General features: G+C 37.7%; 16 protein-coding genes. 11 read left to right on the top strand and 5 right to left on the bottom strand.

The features are described from left to right. Nucleotides 1-113: 113 nt before the first annotated feature. A complete protein-coding gene (metC, locus tag PR699_RS09200; protein ID WP_014656794.1) occupies nt 114-1,301 on the bottom strand; it encodes a cystathionine beta-lyase in 1,188 nt (395 codons plus the stop codon). A 361-nt stretch (nt 1,302-1,662) separates the two neighbouring features. Between metC and exbB the strand changes: the two genes are divergently transcribed. The 4 genes from exbB (at nt 1,663) to yedF (ending at nt 5,925) form a co-directional block, all read left to right on the top strand. Then, the gene (exbB, locus tag PR699_RS09195) at nt 1,663-2,595 is read left to right on the top strand and encodes a tonB-system energizer ExbB (RefSeq protein WP_004926872.1); all 933 of its coding nucleotides are present in this window, start codon (nt 1,663-1,665) and stop codon (nt 2,593-2,595) included. A 5-nt stretch (nt 2,596-2,600) separates the two neighbouring features. Then, on the top strand, nt 2,601-3,026 hold the full coding sequence (gene exbD / locus PR699_RS09190; protein ID WP_004926875.1) for a TonB system transport protein ExbD: 426 nt from the start codon (nt 2,601-2,603) through the stop codon (nt 3,024-3,026). Nucleotides 3,027-4,477: 1,451 nt separating this feature from the next. Then, nucleotides 4,478-5,689 carry a selenium metabolism membrane protein YedE/FdhT gene (gene yedE, locus PR699_RS09185; RefSeq protein WP_014656793.1) on the top strand — a complete coding sequence of 404 codons (1,212 nt, stop codon included), beginning with the start codon at nt 4,478-4,480 and terminating at the stop codon, nt 5,687-5,689. Beyond that, entirely contained in the window at nt 5,686-5,925 is a 240-nt protein-coding gene (gene yedF, locus PR699_RS09180; RefSeq protein ID WP_004926886.1) for a sulfurtransferase-like selenium metabolism protein YedF, read from the top strand. Before yedE ends, yedF begins: the two co-directional genes overlap by 4 nt. Nucleotides 5,926-6,166: 241 nt before the next feature. Here the strand turns inward: yedF and PR699_RS09175 are convergent, their stop codons facing one another. Together PR699_RS09175 and rdgC are read right to left on the bottom strand one after the other, a co-directional pair. Further along, the gene (locus tag PR699_RS09175) at nt 6,167-6,679 is read right to left on the bottom strand and encodes a GNAT family N-acetyltransferase (protein WP_004926889.1); all 513 of its coding nucleotides are present in this window, start codon (nt 6,677-6,679) and stop codon (nt 6,167-6,169) included. A gap of 227 nt (nt 6,680-6,906) precedes the next feature. Further along, entirely contained in the window at nt 6,907-7,812 is a 906-nt protein-coding gene (gene rdgC, locus PR699_RS09170; protein WP_014656792.1) for a recombination-associated protein RdgC, read from the bottom strand. A 196-nt stretch (nt 7,813-8,008) separates the two neighbouring features. Here rdgC and mak point away from each other — a divergent pair, with 196 nt between their 5' ends. The 7 genes from mak to PR699_RS09135 all read left to right on the top strand — a co-directional run bounded on the left by mak (nt 8,009) and on the right by PR699_RS09135 (nt 17,626). Then, nucleotides 8,009-8,914 carry a fructokinase gene (mak, locus tag PR699_RS09165; RefSeq protein ID WP_014656791.1) on the top strand — a complete coding sequence of 302 codons (906 nt, stop codon included), beginning with the start codon at nt 8,009-8,011 and terminating at the stop codon, nt 8,912-8,914. Between the two features lie 220 nt (nt 8,915-9,134). Beyond that, complete coding sequence (locus PR699_RS09160; RefSeq protein ID WP_014656790.1) at nt 9,135-11,084, top strand: bifunctional 2',3'-cyclic-nucleotide 2'-phosphodiesterase/3'-nucleotidase; 1,950 nt, start codon at nt 9,135-9,137, stop codon at nt 11,082-11,084. Between the two features lie 936 nt (nt 11,085-12,020). Beyond that, nucleotides 12,021-12,296, top strand: coding sequence for a helix-turn-helix domain-containing protein (locus PR699_RS09155; protein ID WP_004926910.1), 276 nt, complete (start codon nt 12,021-12,023; stop codon nt 12,294-12,296). Nucleotides 12,297-12,407: 111 nt separating this feature from the next. Next, nucleotides 12,408-12,920, top strand: coding sequence for a fimbrial protein (locus tag PR699_RS09150; RefSeq protein ID WP_004926913.1), 513 nt, complete (start codon nt 12,408-12,410; stop codon nt 12,918-12,920). Nucleotides 12,921-13,005: 85 nt separating this feature from the next. After that, on the top strand, nt 13,006-13,755 hold the full coding sequence (locus PR699_RS09145) for a molecular chaperone (protein WP_014656789.1): 750 nt from the start codon (nt 13,006-13,008) through the stop codon (nt 13,753-13,755). Nucleotides 13,756-13,769: 14 nt separating this feature from the next. Further along, entirely contained in the window at nt 13,770-16,238 is a 2,469-nt protein-coding gene (locus tag PR699_RS09140; RefSeq protein ID WP_014656788.1) for a fimbria/pilus outer membrane usher protein, read from the top strand. A gap of 227 nt (nt 16,239-16,465) precedes the next feature. Further along, nucleotides 16,466-17,626, top strand: coding sequence for a fimbrial protein (locus PR699_RS09135; RefSeq protein WP_004926924.1), 1,161 nt, complete (start codon nt 16,466-16,468; stop codon nt 17,624-17,626). Between the two features lie 88 nt (nt 17,627-17,714). On the opposite strand, the gene PR699_RS09130 is transcribed toward PR699_RS09135, so the two are convergent. Then, on the bottom strand, nt 17,715-18,017 hold the full coding sequence (locus PR699_RS09130) for a hypothetical protein (protein WP_004926928.1): 303 nt from the start codon (nt 18,015-18,017) through the stop codon (nt 17,715-17,717). 464 nt (nt 18,018-18,481) lie between these two features. Then, nucleotides 18,482-19,081 carry a nitroreductase family protein gene (locus tag PR699_RS09125; protein ID WP_004926931.1) on the bottom strand — a complete coding sequence of 200 codons (600 nt, stop codon included), beginning with the start codon at nt 19,079-19,081 and terminating at the stop codon, nt 18,482-18,484. Nucleotides 19,082-19,354: the final 273 nt, after the last annotated feature.

Here is a 19,354-nt window from a genome sequence, read left to right as displayed (position 1 = left end):
ACCACACCAAGTTTGATTTGTTTACTAAATGAGAGGATTAGTTGATAAATAAGATGATTGAATTTTCACGCTTTCATCTTGGGTCGATGATGAAAGCGTGTAACAAAACACCATTATTGGATACGTTCAAATGCCAATGTGAGGTCATCAATTAAATCTTGGGGATGCTCCAGACCAACATGAATACGGAAAAAAGTACCCTCATTGGGGGTAAAATCATACTGACGCATGCTGATAAGATCTTCTTTTTGGTATCCCAAAATCAAAGATTCATAACCTCCCCATGAATACCCCATCTTAAAATGGCTGAAGTGATTTAAGAAATTTTCAAACTGTGTTTGGGATAAGCGTGATTTTAATTGAAAAGAGAATAGCCCGTTGCTGCCACTAAAATCACGAACAAAGAATGAGTGCCCCGGACAAGAAGGAAGCGCGGGATGGAAAACCCGTTCAACTTCAGGGCGCTGCGCTAACCACTGGGCAACAGCTAAGCCATTGGTTTCATGCTGTTTGAGTCTCGTTGCTAACGTATGTAAGCCGCGACCGGCCATATATACCGTATCAGGATCGGCAGTCTGACCGAGTAAATAAGAGTTTTCGCGAAGGGGTTCAATGCAGCGCTCATTAGCAACGGCAACGCCTAACATACCATCCGAGTGACCATTAATATATTTAGTCGCAGACTGGATAGAGATGTCGATGCCTAATAATAAAGGTTTTAATAACACGCCCGCGGCCCAAGTGTTGTCAATCATAATAATAGTTTCGGGGGCTTTTTGACGTATCGCTTGCACAATAGCAGGGAGATCATGAATCTCCATAGTGATAGAACTGGGCGCTTCTAAAAAGACTATTCGAGTATTAGGACGGATAAGCTCAGCGATAGCAGCTCCAATCATCGGATCAAAATAGTCCGTTGTGACGTTTAGTTTTGTTAGGATCTTATCGCAAAAGTTTTGTGTGGGATCATAAGCTGAGCCTGTGACAAGAATATGATCTCCCGAAGAGATAAAAGATAACAGTGCATTGGTGATTGCGGCCGCCCCTGAGGGATAAAGTACCGCACCTGCACCACACTCTAATTCCGTCATCGCCTCTTGAAATGCAAAGTGAGTTTGTGTTCCACGACGCCCATAAAAAAGTACAGAATTGGCTCTGTTTTGTGTCGCATGGCGCTTCTCAGCAAGGGTGTTGAATATTACGGATGAGGTGCGCTGGATTATAGGGTTCACGCCTTTTTGAGTAAAAGCAGGGTTTCTACCAAGGTGCACGAGTTGAGTTTCTGGTTTGATCTTAGCCATATTGCGTCCTTTAGCTGCTCCTGAGCGATACGAAACAAAAAGAGAATACTTGAAGTTAAATGATTTTGTTGAAGATGTACAAGTGTAAACGTCCAATCGGATTTTTTTTCATGTCACTCAGTAATAGTCTCACTGTTGTTGAGGGCATATTTGTTAAAGCGCAAGAAATATGAAAAAAATATTGAATAGTAATGATAATTACTATCAATTCGCGCAGCGTTTGATATTATCTGCACCATCTTTTGAAAAAAGAGATGAATTGGGCGAGTCAATTTCGCTTTTATAGGTTAGTCGGTGAACGTGAAATCATCGGCACGAATTTATTAATAGAACACAGAAAAAGAGAGTATAAGGCCAACTGATGCGTAAACTAACAGCTTCTATTCTATTGGCGATAGGCCTGTTGGGGACAGCAAATGCTGAAACCACACCAGCAACAACCCCAGCGACATCCACAGCGTCAGCCCAAACAACACCAGCGGCACCGGCGACTGAAACAAATACCCCATCGGCAGCAGCACCGGCACAAACTCAAGCCGCAGCAGAAAATGGTGCAACAACACCAGTGGTTAGCGAAAGTATTGAGATTGCGACCGAAAACCAAGGTGGTTTTGATAAGGACCTATCGGTCTGGGGTATGTACCAAAATGCAGATAACGTTGTTAAAACAGTCATGATTGGTCTGGTTTTGGCATCAGTGATTACATGGGCCTTGTTCTTCTCTAAAGGCATCGAGTTATTGGCAGCGCGCCGTCGTTTAAAAGCTGAAGTAGCACAGCTTAATAAGGTCAAATCGTTAGATGAGGCAATGAGCATCGCTGAAGGTTTTAAGGCAAACAGTGTAACCCGTTTATTGTTAAAACAAGCGGTTGTGGAAAGAACACTGTCAGCACAAAGCACAGATCTTTCTGGTATTAAAGATCGCACAGGGTTCCGTCTTGAGCGTTCAATCGCTGCAATTAGCCGCCATATGGGGCGTGGAAATGGTTATTTAGCCACCATTGGGGCGATTTCTCCGTTTGTTGGGTTGTTTGGTACGGTTTGGGGGATCATGAATAGCTTCATTGGTATTGCTCACTCACAAACCACTAACTTAGCCGTTGTTGCTCCAGGGATCGCGGAAGCATTATTAGCAACAGCAATTGGTTTGATCGCAGCAATCCCTGCCGTTGTTATTTATAACATTTTTGCCAGAATGATTAATAACTACCGTGGTCAGGTCGGTGATGTTGCAGCACAGGCTGCGTTACTATTAGGTCGCGATCTGGATCTGGCAAATAGCAAAGCAAGGTAACGATTATGGCAATGCGTTTAGGTGACGAACAAGACGATAGTGGTGAAATGCACGAGATCAACGTAACACCGTTTATCGATGTTATGTTAGTTCTGTTGATTATCTTTATGGTTGCCGCTCCTTTGGCAACGGTTGATATCAAAGTGGATTTACCTGCTTCGACAGCGAAACCGCAACCACGTCCAGAAAAACCGGTCTTTCTGACGGTAAAAGCGGATAGCCAATTATTCATAGGAGACCAAGCTGTAACAAAAGAGCAGTTAGCGGCCTCTCTTGATCTGGCAACAAATGCGAATAAAGATACCACAATTTTCTTCCAAGCGGATAAGAGTGTTGATTATGAAACAATGATGGATGTAATGAATGCATTGCGTCAATCAGGGTATCTTAAAATTGGCCTAGTAGGCATGGAAGCGGCGGCGTCTAAGTAGTTCGCTAGTATCTTTTTCTATAGCAAGCGCACTTTATCCCTTTACATATAGTGGGGTGATAAGGTGCGTTTTTTATTGAGGGTTTAAATCTACAGGCACCAAACTGCATCATTGAGGTGCCTAAGTCACAATTTTTTTCTTGATTCGGTATGACGTATTGCGAGTAATGATTAGTTTTTTGAATTAATTTTATGACTTCTTTGTGATTTATCCGTTGAGTTGTATGGTTTTTTTTGTCCACTAACACATCTTTTTTTGCCTAGTTCCTCAATAAGTGATTATTAAAAATAAACTATTTTTCTATTAGGATGTTATTTTATTTTGTGAGTTTTTAAGTAATTACGCGTATTTTTTATTTTTGCGTAGATAAAGGGTTTTTTATTTATCTTTTATAACCTTTTGTTTTACATATAAAATTCTGATTATATTATTGAGAGTATAAATACAGATTATATTTATCCATTACAAGTGTTATTGAGTAGAATAGATAATGAAATAAATTAGATTAATGCTTATTCAAATTATGATATCTATATAAATAAATCTAACAATTAAATGTTAATTATTATCTAGATAAGAAGAGTTAATTGAATAATTTGTTTTGTAACATTTTAAAGATGTCGCTATTTATGTAAATTATTATTAAAAATATATAATTATGTTTTTTATATTTAACGATAATAGTGTAACAATATGATTTTATTCATTAAAATTAAATTTACGCTGAAATTTTAGTTAAATGAAAAAAACACTTGCGCAACAATTATGTTGAGTTATAATGCGGTCAATAACATTTAGAAATACTTTTAAACACTTTTCATCTTTCAAATTTTTTTATTTTCTTTATTCGCCAAACTAGGGAAAAATAAAGTCATCTTGATAATTTGAGTTAGTAAAAATGATCTATATCGTATTATTTTTTAACTTACGGATGAATGTGTTTTTAAGTTGATAAATGTTATTACTGGAGTCAAATGGGCTGACTTCAGACTACGCATAGCATGCAACGCCGTTATACGGCAATTTCATATTATACTCCTCTACTATAGATAAAATAAGACTACACATTCCCGCGTTATCTCTGATAACGCTTTTTTTTTGTTTGAATTTCTTTTATAAAACATAAAGTTAATGTAAGTTTTCAAAAATCTTCATGTTAATGGCAAAACCTGAGATGCAATATAATCAACCTAGGGTATTGCGAGCCATCCTTTTATTTTCGATAGGTTATTATATCTGCTGTAAAAATCAGCGATTGAAGGGATAGACCGTGAAATATTTATAGCATATAGCTTCCCGAAACTAATTATCGGAGTATGATGTTATCCCTATCTGCTGTGGGGAATATGCCAATTTGCTTTCTTGCAACCATTGGGGGCTTGTGAAGCGGGCATGCTATACAACGGCGGGGTTCTCTGCCAGGTTCTGGCGCGAATGAATTGGACGTTAAAATGACTTGGTCTGAGTTTAAATCTCACTATCTCATCCGTTTTTGGAAACCTCTACCTGCGGTTATTGCGGCAGGGATCTTATCCACCTATTACTTTGGTTTAACAGGTACATTCTGGGCTGTTACTGGTGAATTCACCCGTTGGGGTGGGCATATCATGCAGTTATTCGGTGCTGAACCCGAAAACTGGGGATATTTTAAAGTCATTGGCTTAGAAGGTAGCCCCCTAGATAGAATTGATGGTGTGATGATCATCGGTATGTTTGCGGGGTGTTTTGCGGCTGCGTTATGGGCAAATAACGTAAAATTACGTATGCCACAACACAAGATACGTATTTTCCAAGCAATTATTGGCGGTATTATCGCTGGTTTCGGTGCGCGTTTAGCGATGGGGTGCAACTTAGCCGCATTTTTTACTGGGATCCCTCAGTTTTCTCTGCACGCATGGTATTTTGCTATCGCAACCGCAGTAGGCTCCTATTTCGGTGCTAAATTCACATTAATGCCGATGTTCAGGATCCCTGTTAAGCTCAAAAAAGTCTCTGCCGCTTCTCCATTAACACAACACCTAGATGTGGCAAAAAAACGCTTTAAATTAGGGATGACTATCTTTTTAGTCGCGATCGCGTGGGGCTTTTATACCTTATGGGATGCGCCCGTATTAGGTATCGCCATTCTATGCGGTATTGGGTTTGGTTTGCTTATTGAACGAGCACAAATTTGTTTCACCTCCGCTTTTCGTGACTTATGGATCACCGGAAGAACACATATGGCAAAAGCCATTATTATTGGTATGGCGGTGAGCGCAATTGGTATTTTTAGTTATGTACAATTAGGTGCAACGCCAAAAATTTTATGGGCTGGCCCGAATGCCATTATTGGCGGGTTATTGTTTGGGTTTGGTATTGTGCTTGCGGGGGGCTGTGAAACGGGCTGGATGTACCGTGCCGTAGAAGGGCAAGTCCATTATTGGTGGGTCGGTTTCGGTAATATTATCGGAGCAACCATCCTTGCTTACTATTGGGATGATTTAGGCCCTTGGTTAGCAACAGACTTCGATAAAGTGAATTTGCTAGAAACCTTTGGTCCACAAGGGGGATTAGCGGTGACTTATCTGTTGTTAGCTTTAGCATTTATCTTGATGTTGGTGTGGGAACGCTATTTTTTCCGTAAACGTCAATCACCAGTTTCAACATCAGCGGAGGTTGTATGAGTCATAAAGAAATCATTCCTGACTATCGGTTAGATATGGTCGGGGAGCCTTGCCCTTATCCGGCCGTAGCGACATTGGAAGCGATGCCATCCTTAAAAAAAGGGGAAATATTAGAGGTGGTCAGTGATTGCCCACAATCAATTAATAATATCCCTTTGGATGCCAAAAATTATGGTTATACCGTGCTGGATATTCAGCAAGATGGACCAACTATACGTTATTTGATCCAGAAATAACGATACTTGCCATACTTTAAGTTGCAGCGCTGTTGGCGGCTTCCACAGACCCTAGTGACATACTTATGTATGCTTCTAGGGATCTGCTCGTTTGCCGCCTTGCTGCAACCTGAATGAGTTAGATGATCTGCTGAAGTGAGCTTCGAGGTTCCCGCCTCAGAGAGATATCGGCATTATAGGCTTATGAATTGCCATGTTAATCATTAAATAATAATAGGTGGCAATCCCCCTATTTGCTAAATCACGGTTCTTCTTGCCAGTTAGTTAAATCAAGAACAAGTTCACATTCATCATCTAAATAAGCCCCTGTAGGAATAAAACCAAGCTTTTTATAGAATTCAAACGGGCTTTCTTCTCCTTCGCCACAGCTATTATAAAGTCGTGGATAACCTTTCTTTTTTAAATAGCGGATCACTTGAAGAAGGGCTTCGCGACCAAAGCCTAATTTTTGATAAGGCTCTGCTATCATAAAGCGCCATAGCATAATTCCATCATATTCAAGCTCGTCATCATCTAGCCCCGAATGCAGCATAATAAAACCAACGGGAACATCGTCAGCATATATACCGCGATACCATGCACAATCGGAAAATTGAGCTTCAACAATAGAATAGGCATTATCCGCTACCATACCGCGTTGTGCTTCGCTGAGCGTATGGCTGAGTAGGCAAATTTCCGAAAAATTATCTGCCGTAATTTTTTGTAGCGTGACAACTGAATGTTCATCCACTTCGGGTTCGATGAGCTCTTTCATAACAATTCCTGCGATTGAAGTTGACCTTATTTTGATAGTTAACGTGATTCGTTTAGTTATTTTTATTTAACAAATAAACGTTGCGATAATTTTGTTATCAAGATGTAATTCAATTCACCAGAGATTGAGTAGGCAGTCAATGAATTAATAGTGGCAATGCTAGCGAGGTCTAAAAAGTGATGGCAACACGGTGGATCGTCTGCTGCCATCTGGGGATATGGCATCGATTAATGTTCAGCTTCACCGCCGAGAACATCAATAAGGCGTGCAATCAGGGCGCTCAGTTCCCCTGTCATAAGCACATAATCGGCATCAAAACGCTGAGCATAATCTTCTTTACCGATATCATCGTTTTGTTCTTTTAATGTATCACTGAATTTTAGTCTTTTCAGTGAACCATCATCAGACAGCATAAATTGGATCCGTTCTTCCCAGTCTAAAGCCAGTTTAGTCACTAATTTCCCAGCCTCAATATGGGTCGCAATTTCATCAGAAATCAGCTCCTGCTTTTTACAACGAATGATGCCACCTTCCTCTAGAATGGCTTTTAACTCTGCTTCATCCATTACGGCAAAACCTTGAGGCAGAGAGCCTGAGCGGATCCATTCGGTTAACGTTAGCTCAATAGGATCTTTAAAAGTTAGCGGCACAACAGGCAGTGAACCGAGGCTTTTACGCAATAGTGCTAAATTATCCTCTGCACGTTTAGCGCTGGCGGCATCAACAATAATCAATTGATTGACGGTATCAATCCAAATGTAGGTTTTATTGTATTTGCTGAATGCTCTTGGTAATAAGGCATGGACAACCTCATCTTTAAGAGAATCTTTTTCTGTTTTTTTCAGTTTACGGCCTTGGTCTGCTTCAAGTTTTTCGATTTTTTCTTGTAGCTCCTGTTTGATGACAGGGGAAGGCAGCATTTTTTCTTCTTTTTTGGCACAGATCAGTATTTGGTTACCCGCGGCATGGGTCAAAGCATCAGAACCTTTCATGGGTGACACCCATCCCGTTTTCATCATGTCTTGACTACCACAAGGATGATAGGCCAGAGGGGCAAGCTGTCTTTCCAGATCGTCAGCACTGAGAGCCAGATCACGATTCAGACGATAGACCAATATATTCTTGAACCACATGAAAAACCTACCTTTGTTGATGGATTACCTGTTTTAGCCGGTGGCTATGATAACGAATTGTCGGTTATTAAGCGAAAAAAAATGCCTTTTTGGCGTATTTGTTGTGTTTATAGGCCTCAGTTTTGTCGCTAATCGCTTGAAATCGATAGGGTATACAGGCAATGATACAGAAAATAGCTAAGTAGTGGGTGTGATGATGAGAATTGGAATTGACCTTGGTGGTACAAAAATAGAAGTGATTGCATTAGATGATAATGGCGAAACTCTATTTAGGAAGCGCGTGGCGACGCCCAGAGGAGACTATAACGCAACGTTAAATGCGATTGCAGGTCTTGTTCATGATGCCGAAGTGGCCACGGCGAGAAAAGGAAGTGTGGGAGTTGGGATCCCCGGGACACTATCACCTGTGACAGGTAAAGTGAAAAATGCCAATTCCACATGGCTCAACGGTCAATTTTTTGATGTAGATTTAGCGCGAATACTTGAGCGGCCTGTAAAAGTCGCCAACGATGCTAACTGCCTTGCTGTTTCAGAAGCCGTTGATGGTGCAGGCAAAGGGGCAAAAGTGGTATTTGCAGTGATTATTGGTACGGGATGTGGTGCTGGTATTGCGATCAATGGTCAGGTTCATTCTGGTGGTAATGGGGTCGCGGGGGAATGGGGCCATAATCCATTGCCTTGGCAAGATAGCCAAGACGCATTGTTTCTTCAAGAAGAGCAATGCTATTGCGGGCTAACAGGGTGCACTGAACTATTCGTATCTGGAACAGGTTTTATGGCGGACTATCGTAAATTGTCTGGTGAAACCAAAATAGGTTCAGAAATCATCGAATTGATGAAGTCTGGGGATCCACATGCAATAGCCGCAATGACACATTACCAATCTCGGCTTGCTAGAGCATTAGCTCAAGTTATCAATATGCTCGATCCCGATGTCATTGTGCTCGGTGGTGGAATGAGTAATGTCGAAGGCTTATATCAAACATTACCTTCACTGGTGAAAAACTGGGTATTCGGTCGTGAATGTGATACGCCAATTCGGCAGGCCATTCATGGTGACTCAAGTGGGGTGCGTGGGGCTGCATGGCTTTGGCCTAAATAGTTATGTACCGTCAATAATTTTGTGACTTATATATGATTAAATAGTGCTTATTAAGATAAACAGTGACTTCGATGGACAAGAGAGGCACTGTTTATCAACGCTTATCGAAATATCAACGAATAGAACGCACACATTCACTATATGTAATGCTGTTTGTACTATTTTTACAGAGAATATAAGCAAGGGTTATTTTGCACAAATCAACGTAAGGGGAATTACGGTGAATACTATTTTTAAATTATCAGCATTAGCTTTATTCGTGGCATTCAATGCCAATGCCGCAACAGTTGATTTACGTGTTATGGAAACGTCTGACATACACAGCAACTTGATTGATTTCGATTATTTTAAGGATAAACCAACGGATCAATTTGGATTGGTGCGTACTGCAAGTTTAATTAAGGCGGCTAAAGGTGAAGTGACAAATGCCGTCTTAGTTGATAATGGTGATTTAATTCAAGGCAGTCCTTTAGCGGATTATATGGCAGCAAAAGGCCTTGAGGAAGGGGAGTCACATCCTGCTCATAGTCTAATGAATACAATGGGCTATACTGTAGGTAACTTTGGTAACCATGAATTTAATTTTGGTTTAGATTATCTGCAAAAGGCAATTGCAGGGGCAAAATTCCCTTATGTTAACGCCAATATCATCGATGCTAAAACGGGTAAAAACTATTTTACTCCTTATATTATTGTTGATACTCCCGTCAAAGATCGTGATGGAAAAACCCATAACTTAAAAATTGGTTATATTGGTTTTGTTCCCCCACAAATTATGATTTGGGATAAACCCAATCTTAGTGGCAAAGTGACGGTCAACGATATTACGGAAACCGCCAAAAAATTTGTGCCTCAAATGAAAAAAGAAGGTGCTGATTTAGTGGTGGCAATCCCTCACTCCGGTTTTTCACAAGAGCCCTATAAGGCAATGGCTGAAAACTCTGTTTATTATCTGAGTGAAGTACCGGGAATAGATGCGATTATGTTTGGTCACTCTCATGGGGTATTTCCAAGTAAAGATTTCGCCAATATTAAAGGTGTTGATATTACCAAAGGTACCGTTAACGGGATCCCAGCGGTGATGCCAGGCCAATGGGGTGATCACCTTGGTGTCGTCGACTTAGTCGTCAATAATGACGACGGTAGTTGGAAAGTTGTTGATGCGAATGCGCATGCTCGACCCGTTTATGATAAAGCCAACAAAAAAGCGCTGGTTGAGCGTGATGATGAATTAGCGAAGATCATTGATAAACCTCATAACGATACACGTCAGTTTGTCGGGAAATTGATCGGAAAAGCCTCCGATAATATGTACAGCTATTTGGCATTAGTTCAAAGCGATCCAACGGTACAGATAGTGAATGATGCGCAAGTTGATTATACGAAACATTATATTCAAGGTGACCCTGACCTTGCTGACTTGCCTGTATTGTCTGCTGCTGCTCCATTCAAAGTAGGTGGACGTAAAAATGCGCCTGACGAATTTGTTGAGGTTGAAAAAGGAGATCTAACCTTCCGCAATGCTGCTGATTTGTATTTATATCCAAATACACTAGTGGTTGTGAAAGCGACAGGTGCCGAAGTGGTCGAGTGGCTGGAGTGTTCAGCGGGTATGTTTAACCGTATTGATCCTCAATCAACATCACCGCAAAGCTTAATTAACTGGGATGGCTTTAGAACTTATAATTTTGACACTATCAGTGGGATAAATTATCAAATCGACCTCACTGAGCCTGCAAAATATGATGTAGATTGCCAGCTAGTCAATAAACAGGCGAATAGAATTAAGCATGTCACTTATCAAGGGAAACCAATAGACCCGAAAGCTACCTTCTTAGTTGCAACCAATAATTATCGAGCATACGGCGGTAAATTTGCCGGAACGGGCGATAATCATATTGCGTTTGCTTCCCCAGATGAAAACCGTGCCGTATTGGCCTCTTATATTGCGAAAGTTTCTAAAGAACACGGTGAGGTTACCAGTAGAGCTGATAATAATTGGTCATTCTTGCCAATTAAAACAGATAAGGCTCTCGATATTCGTTTTGAAACCTCTCAGAGTGATAAAGCTGCGAAATTCATTCAGCAGAATGCCCAATACCCATTAAAACAGGTAGGCACTGATGATATTGGTTTTGCTATTTACCAAATAGACTTAACTGAGAAATAAGCAGTATCGAATTTAGTACCATTATTAAAATTTGATCATTAAAAGCCTCGTTATTGTTAATTTCATTTTAATAATAATGGGGCTTTTTTTATTGAAGGTATAAAAATCACTACCTCGTTATTAAAGATAAAAGCTGAAAAACATCATTAATAGGCGGTGAAAATAGGAGATACAATTCTGATATATAACAAAAGGGTTAGTCTAATTGTGTTTGTGTTTCTATCTAAGAATGAAATAAACAATAAGAGAAATATTAATTTTTTTATATATTTTTAATGTTAATTAATTTTTTTTCATTACAAAAAGTTCTGTTCAATATATTCATTTTTTTAATATGAAATTTTTCTAAAAAAAGAAGATGAACTCATTTTTTATAATATCATTCAAAAAATGATTTTCTATAAAGGACGCTTTTTCAAGATGAAATCCAAAGATAATGTAATGTAAATATTAGTTATGTAATTAAATAGGTAACTTTACACAATTTTAAATTGTGAAAGGGGGCACTTTTTTATTTTTAGTTTCTATTATTGATGATTGATTTATGATTAAATTTTAATATAAATGAGTTACTCTAATCGCGAGTATTAATGATGATAATCTAAAAATGCAAATAGGTTGATATATATTAATACATAAAATTGATTTCTTTGGTGTTAATGTCGATTTTTCAACATTAAGTAGATTTTTTATCTTCTTTAATTGCTTGTTGATTTCTAAATCAGATGTTAATTCTGGTTTGGGATATTTGATTAACATTATGTTTTTATTGGCGTTGTTTGACTTCCGATAATTCTAGTTTCTATTTTTATTTTCATAATATATTTTACTCTTTCGTGAGTGGTGTTATTTGTTTTTAAATTATGGATACGTAATATATTTGACAAGAACTAATCTGAATCAATGTGTGAATAATAAATTCAGAGGTACCCGCATATGGAAAATGAAAGATATAAATATTCATTGTCTGTTGGGCAAAGAATAAAGTCACTGAGATTGCAAAATGGTTGGAGTGGAGAAGCATTAGGTAAAATAACAGGAATAAGCCAACAGCAAATTTCTAGATTTGAACGTGGAGTTAATAGAATTGATGTCGAATCATTAGCAAAATTTGCTAATGCCTTTAATGTAGATATCGTCGTGTTATTGTCTGATTATGACAAAACTATTTACGATAAAAATATATTTGTCGCGAATACTTTAGTTATTTAGTTTTTGGAATGTTGTCTTAAATGGATTTAGCTCTTACTTAAATGTGTAGTCAGTTGTCCTTATTTTTAATAATAAAGGATTGGAATTGTTTTATCTTAACAAAGGTTAAATATGAAAAAATCACTTTTAGTTTTATTCATTGCATCGTCAATTTCGGCATCAGCATTAGCGGCAGATGGTACTATTACGTTCAACGGTGAAATCACTGCAACAACTTGTGATGTCACTACGGGTAATGGTGGTGACTTCACAGTCACTCTGCCAACAGTATCGACTACTGCATTGAGTTCTGCTGGTGCAACAGCAGGTAATACATCATTCACTATCGAACTGGCTAACTGTAGCGTTAGTGGTGTTGATGTAGCAGCAAACTTCGAAAGTTTGACAAGTGGTGATGCAGTAACTGGTAATCTTATCCCAACAACTGCACCTGCTAACGTACAGATCGGTTTAGCAGACCAAGCTGGTAACGCTGCGAAAGTAAACGGCGCGCCAGCAGGTAGCCAGCCAATCGTTAATGGTGCAGCTACATTGGCATACCAAGCATTCTATTATGCGAAAGATGTAGTAACCGCTCCAGGTGCTGTTACAGCACAAGTTAACTATACATTGACTTATCCATAATAAGTTAATTCTGCCGGGGGAATCATTCCCCTGGCAGATCAATAAAAGACTAAATTATTACAACTTAGAGTAGGGTTAGGTCATTATGATAACTAGGCTATCTATCATAAATAAAATCGTTTTATTTATTTCATTATTCATTGTATCAACATCCATGTATGCCAGCGTTATTATTAATGGCACTCGTGTTATATATAATGAAAAATCTAAAAGTAAAACAGTACAGTTGGTTAATGATAATAAATGGCCAGCTTTGGTGCAAGTTTGGCTAGATAATGGAGATCCTAATGAGTTACCTGAAAATATTAAAACTCCATTTTCAATTACACCACCGATATTTAAAATGTCTGCTGGAGCAGGTCAAAATTTAAGGTTAACTTATCTTGGTGATTCTTTACCAAAAGATAAAGAGTCTATTTTTTATTTGAACGTGTTAGAAATTCCACCTGAGAATGAAGATACTGCTTCTCAAAATAAGAATACAATGCAAATTGCCATTCGAACAAGAGTGAAATTATTTTATCGACCAACAGACATTAAAATGCCTGCACAGGTTAATGAAAAACTTTCTTTCTCAATAAAGAAAACGGCAAAAGGAAATGAGTTGCTTGTTAAAAATAACTCGCCATGGTTTATTACTTTTCAGGATGTTACATTATCTGAAGGGAATAGAAAGTTAAGCTTAGAAGGGAATATGGTTGCGCCATTCTCTGATATTTATCTGAATAGAGGAAAAGGTGTAGCAATACCCAATGATTTTATTAATGCAAAAAAAGTTAGCTACTCAGTCATTAATGATTATGGTGGCTTAGATTCCTACGAGTCTAATTTATAATAAATGGTATTGCTATGAAAATAAAATTACTTTTTGTTCTTGTTTCTTTGTCTTTAGGGTATGGTAGATTTGCATTAGCGGTAGAAGAAAACCAAAATGAAAAGAAATACTCTTACAATGAGGGGTTCTTATTAGGTAATGCTAAAGATATATCAATAGATAAATTAACAGAAGACCAAATTACTCCAGGTAATTGGTATGTCGATTTATATTTAAATAATGAATTTCTTTATAATAAAGAGATTAGATTTTATGAAAATGAACAGGGACGTGTTGTTCCTTGTTTAACCAAAGAAGATGTTGATGGGTTTAACATAAAACCAGAATATTTAGGGCTAATAGAGTCTAATGGTGAATGTGAAGACTTAAAATCATTATCAAAAGATGTTCAAGTTAATTTAAAGCAAGATATATTACGATTAGATATTTTAATTCCTCAAGCAATGGTGGAATATTCAGCACGTGGCTCTGTACCAATCAGTGCTCTTAATGAAGGGGTTCCTGCTTTTTTTATGAACTATAACCTTAATGGGTATAGTACTCGTAGTCATGGTAAGGACGAACATTCTGCTTACGGAAATATATCGGCTGGGCTTAATTTAGGCTTGTTTAGAATTCGCCATCAATCTAATTTGCAATACAATGAAGATGATAAATTTCATCATGAAAGCATCAGAACGTATGTTCAGAGAGCTATTCCACAAATAAAAAGTGAATTAACGGTTGGGCAATCTTTTACCGATGGAAGCCTATTTGATAGCTTTTCGTATACCGGTGCTGAATTAGCGACTGATAACCGAATGCGTCCACAATCAATGCAAGGGTTTGCGCCAACAGTTAGGGGGGTTGCAAATAGTAATGCTCGGGTAAGAATAATACAAAATGGTTTTGTAATATACGAAACGAATGTCTCTCCCGGTGAATTTACGATCAATGACCTTTATGCAACAGGTTATGGCGGTGATTTAACTGTTGAAGTGACTGAAGCAAATGGCAGTGTTTCCACGTTTGTCGTGCCATTCTCAACGGTACCAGGTTTATTAAGACCGGGTCAGATTGATTATAGTATTGTGAGTGGTAAGTTACGGGGTGATCATACTTCTTCCGATATTTTTGCTCAATCAACAATAAAATATGGTTTAAGTAATATTCTAACGCCATTTGCAGGGGTGCAGTACTCCAATAAATACCAATCTGGGTTATTAGGTTTTGCGGTTAATACACAAGTCGGTGCATTTAGCTTTGATATGGCAAGCTCAAAAGCTGAATTAGACAATAAACGTACTTATAACGGTGCTCGTGCGCGAGTCACGTGGAATAAAGACATTAATGCCACTGGTACAAATATTGCGTTAGCTGGTTACCGTTATGAATCGCAGAACTATTTAAGCTTATATGAAGCAAGTTCTTATCGTGATAGTTATTTGTTTAATGGCGAAAGCATTAACCCAAGACGTTCCCAATATGTATTAACGGTTAACCAAAATTTAGCGGATTATGGTACTGTGTATGTCAGTGGTTCATTGCAAACTTGGCGTGATAATTTGCCAGATACTAAGCAATTGCAAGCTGGCTATATGAATAACTTTAAAGGTATTGGTTATAGCTTTACCTATATAAAAATGTATCGAAATGGCGATCAGGGTGGAGATAATAACTATATGTTTAACGTCTCTGTACCATTCTCACTTTGGTATCCAGAACAGAATACGTTATTAAGTAGCTCCATAACACGTTCTGATTCAGATCATCGTTGGTCAAATAATACGACAATTAGTAGCTCTTTCGGTGAAGATAATTCTATTTCTTGGAACGCGACAGCGAGTGATATTGGTAACTCAAACAGTAGCTTCTCTGGAAATATTCAGAAAGATTTCTCTTCGGCTTCTGTAAACGCGGGTTATTCACAAGGTAATAATTACAAGTCATTATCGGTGGGAGCAAGTGGTGCATTAGTGGCTTATCAAGGTGGCGTTATTCCGTCTCGCTATTTAAGTGATACTTTTGCGATTGTGGAAGCTAATGAAGCGGAAGGTGCATCAGTAGCCTCATGGAGTAATATTGTTATTAATGATAGCGGAAAAGCCGTTGTACCTTCATTAGTACCTTATCAATATAATACACTGTATCTTAATACAGAAAATATGGATACAGATGTTGAATTAGATAATAACTTAGCCAAGATAGCACCTTATGCAGGGTCTGCGGTATTAGTGAAATTTAATACACAAAAAGGTAACAACATTACTTATCGTATTATTTTACAAGATAAAAAAGCAGTGCCGTTTGGTGCCGATATTTATGATGAAAATAATAATAAGATTGGTTTAGTTGGGCAAGGTGGCTTAGTACATTTTAATTCTCAATCTGAACAAGGAACAGTTATTGTTAAATGGGGTGAAGGTAGTCATCAACGTTGTAAGTTTGATTATAACATCTCAAGTAATAGTTCTATTTCTGAATCTGTTTGTTATTTTTATTAAGGTTGTATGTTGTTTAAGAAGAAATGATTTCTTAAAGTGCTACTGTGCCTTATTTAATTTACGGTTTTTAGGGTTAATAAGTTCCGATACTTTTCTAAAATATGAAAATTAGTATCTTTTAAAGATTAACTATTCAGTGTTGGGCTTATTAATCATTATGTTTTTTATTAATTTACCCATAAGTTTTTAAAGAAGACTTATTCGTTAACAAGTATTTTGGGGGCGTTATGTTTATATCTAAACGAGCCATAACATCAATTGGTTTTATGATTTTATTTTTCGCTGGAACAGCAAATTCCACTTGTATTATCCAAAATGGTGGGATACCTGGAACACAAGTGAGTATTGGCTCTAAGGTTGACGTCAGTATATATGGGTTACAATTTCAGCCTGCTGGAACAAGAATTGCTTTTGATTCTATTACGAGCACTCAAATGGCATCATTAATGGGCGCTCCGCCAGATCGTGTCGTTTTTAAATGTGATATCGCTGATGCATCCTCTATTTTTGAAATATACTATTTACCTAAAACTTATATTTTCGATAACGCCGCTCCCGCGTTTACGTATGACAATATAAAATATTGGGGAACGAATATTCAAGGAATGGCTTTTGAACTATTTCTAGGTATGAATAGAGATGCTTCATATCAATTTGATAATGTGGTGAATGCGAAGCCTATGGCATATGACATAGATCCTGATAACCCACAAAAAATTAATATTAAGCTGAAACATTTTTCGGGTCTTTCTATTGAACAGGTTCGCTCTCAGCAAAATGTCAGTGGTAACTCGTTAGGTACCGTTGGGGTCGTTAATAGAGGGGTTGTTGGGTTCAAAGGCCCTGGGATCAATAATACGATAAATAATAACTATGAACCCGCAGGCTACACTTTTTTTAAAATACGTCAGCGTCCAGTCGGGGGACGTCAGGTTACAACTTGTGGTTTGAAATCGTCGACATCAACCGTTTATTTAGGTAGCCATTCATCAAATGATATTCCATCAACTCCTACTCCTTTTTCTTTCACATTAGAATGTCAGAAAGGGGCTAAAATTAGTTATGGTTTTGCACCTGGTGAAGAAAATAGGGCTATGAATGAGGTTGACTATTTATTATTAGATCCTAATTTAGGCTCGACAGCAAAAGGGGTCGCGATTGAAATATTAAATTCATCGGGGCAGAGAAATAAACTACTTCGTTTAGGAGCAATTGATTCACCAATTCCTACAGCAAATAATTGGACTAGCGTTTCTGTGCCAACGACAGGCGCTGCAACACATGAGCTGCTATTAAACTTTACAGCACGCTATGTTCGTTATGGAACTGAGCCAATTAAACCAGGTAAAGCAAACAGTAAAATGACCATAACGTTAAATACTAATTAAATTTAACTATCAAATAAAAGCTTAGTTAATTTAGTATCGTTGAAAGAGTTAGCAAGATTTCGCTAACTCTTTTAATAAATAAAGAGCATTAATCGTAGGTCACATTTAGAGTGGGTTTATTGTTGAATTGATTATATTCGACTTTTACAAAATCAGAACTGAGTTTTTTGGCATTTTTAAGTGAACTGGTTTTGGTGATATTTTTACCATTGCGGAAACATTCAAGATCAATTTGTTCGCTACTGGATACTTTAACTGCGCATTGTGGCTCATAGACATAGCCAATAAAAGTAATGGTTCCACCTCCGATTCGATTGGTTGCAGCATGGGTAAAAGTAAAACTGGAAATGAGTAAAGCAGTCACTGTTACAATTGAGGATAAACATTTCATTGCTTCTACCTCCTAGTTGAACTAGCGCTAGTTAAATAACACGAGTAGCGCGTTACAAAATTCTCACTGACTAGTTTAGTTCAAATACGAGTAAAAAATATGATTTATGCTAATAAAATATCGATTTTATTTAGTTTATTTTGTAACGGTATGAAATTTAAACGAATTTATTTAGTGTAACATTCTAAAAAGATGGCTAAAAATAGATAGATACCGACAATAAGTCGGTATCTAATAGAGATTATCAATATGAAATTTTATTAGATTGCTATTAATTGATTTTATATTCTAAAGGATTAGCGTTTGATAGCATGGGTTGTGGAATAACTAATTGATATTGCATATCAATAATAATCGGATCCCTTGGTGTTGGCTGGTATTGAAAAGTGATATATCACATTATTTGGCAGGTGATTTGCCCTTGTTTTAATCAACAAGGGCTTTTTATTCGAATTTTATTCTGATTATTTAAAGATTTTGAAACGAATTTCATCATCCATAAAGTCTTTATCACCCGCAGGAGCATTAATTGACCCAAATACCATTTGAGCACGTAGTACCCAATTATCAGGTGTTCCCCACTCTTTTTGTACCTGAGTATCAATGAGTGGATTATAGTGTTGCAGTGATGCCCCGACGTTTTCTTGCGCTAAGGCTGTCCATACCGCAAATTGTGCGATACCGCTGGCTTGTTCTGACCAGATTGGGAAATTGTCGGCATAAAGTGGGAATTGCTCTTGTAAGCCTTTCACGACCGCCATATCTTCGAAAAATAAGATAGAGCCAGCACCCGCAGCGAAGCTATCAATTTTTTGTTCAGTAGCTGCAAATGCCTGTTCTGGCACGATGGCGCGCAATGTTTCTTTGGTGATGTTCCACAGTTTTTTATGCTCTGCGCCAAATAAGATCACAACACGTGATGTTTGTGAGTTAAAAGAAGAAGGTGAATGTTTTACTGCTTCTTTAATTAATTTTGTAACATGCTCTTCAGAAACTGGTAATGCATCGCCGAGGTTATAAATAGTGCGACGATTTTTAATCATTTCAATAAATGCGTTTGACATGTGAGTCTCCTAGCTATTTGTTAAGTATTACTATAGCGCTGTGAAGGGAAAATCATAGAAAAAAAAATTAACGGTAAGGTTCAAATTTTTCGGCTGAGTCAATTTAATTGTTTTTTATTAAAATCAATTAAATACAAATTGTTATTTTTTATGATTACATTGGGGAGCATCTATCAGCCCTTCATGATAGAAAATTGAAAGAAATTTTTGATTGATGTGGTAAGGCGCTTTTATCTAGGAATGTCTTGTTCCTATGATAAAGCGCCATTTATA

The sequence above is a fragment of the Providencia sp. PROV268 genome, from assembly GCF_028477805.1.
GTDB classification, from domain to species: Bacteria; Pseudomonadota; Gammaproteobacteria; order Enterobacterales; family Enterobacteriaceae; genus Providencia; species Providencia stuartii.
The sequence above is the reverse complement of the archived record's forward strand: the minus strand, read 5'-3'. Positions and strand labels throughout refer to the sequence as shown.

Coding starts and splice junctions, on each gene's coding strand:
- PR699_RS09150 (WP_004926913.1), top strand. CDS start 12,408: ATGAAAAAATCACTTTTAGTTTTATTCATTGCATCGTCAATTTCGGCA.
- PR699_RS09155 (WP_004926910.1), top strand. CDS start 12,021: ATGGAAAATGAAAGATATAAATATTCATTGTCTGTTGGGCAAAGAATA.
- PR699_RS09145 (WP_014656789.1), top strand. CDS start 13,006: ATGATAACTAGGCTATCTATCATAAATAAAATCGTTTTATTTATTTCA.
- PR699_RS09140 (WP_014656788.1), top strand. CDS start 13,770: ATGAAAATAAAATTACTTTTTGTTCTTGTTTCTTTGTCTTTAGGGTAT.
- exbB (WP_004926872.1), top strand. CDS start 1,663: ATGCGTAAACTAACAGCTTCTATTCTATTGGCGATAGGCCTGTTGGGG.
- exbD (WP_004926875.1), top strand. CDS start 2,601: ATGGCAATGCGTTTAGGTGACGAACAAGACGATAGTGGTGAAATGCAC.
- metC (WP_014656794.1), bottom strand. CDS start 1,301: ATGGCTAAGATCAAACCAGAAACTCAACTCGTGCACCTTGGTAGAAAC.
- PR699_RS09135 (WP_004926924.1), top strand. CDS start 16,466: ATGTTTATATCTAAACGAGCCATAACATCAATTGGTTTTATGATTTTA.
- PR699_RS09175 (WP_004926889.1), bottom strand. CDS start 6,679: ATGAAAGAGCTCATCGAACCCGAAGTGGATGAACATTCAGTTGTCACG.
- PR699_RS09130 (WP_004926928.1), bottom strand. CDS start 18,017: ATGAAATGTTTATCCTCAATTGTAACAGTGACTGCTTTACTCATTTCC.
- mak (WP_014656791.1), top strand. CDS start 8,009: ATGAGAATTGGAATTGACCTTGGTGGTACAAAAATAGAAGTGATTGCA.
- yedE (WP_014656793.1), top strand. CDS start 4,478: ATGACTTGGTCTGAGTTTAAATCTCACTATCTCATCCGTTTTTGGAAA.
- yedF (WP_004926886.1), top strand. CDS start 5,686: ATGAGTCATAAAGAAATCATTCCTGACTATCGGTTAGATATGGTCGGG.
- PR699_RS09125 (WP_004926931.1), bottom strand. CDS start 19,081: ATGTCAAACGCATTTATTGAAATGATTAAAAATCGTCGCACTATTTAT.
- rdgC (WP_014656792.1), bottom strand. CDS start 7,812: ATGTGGTTCAAGAATATATTGGTCTATCGTCTGAATCGTGATCTGGCT.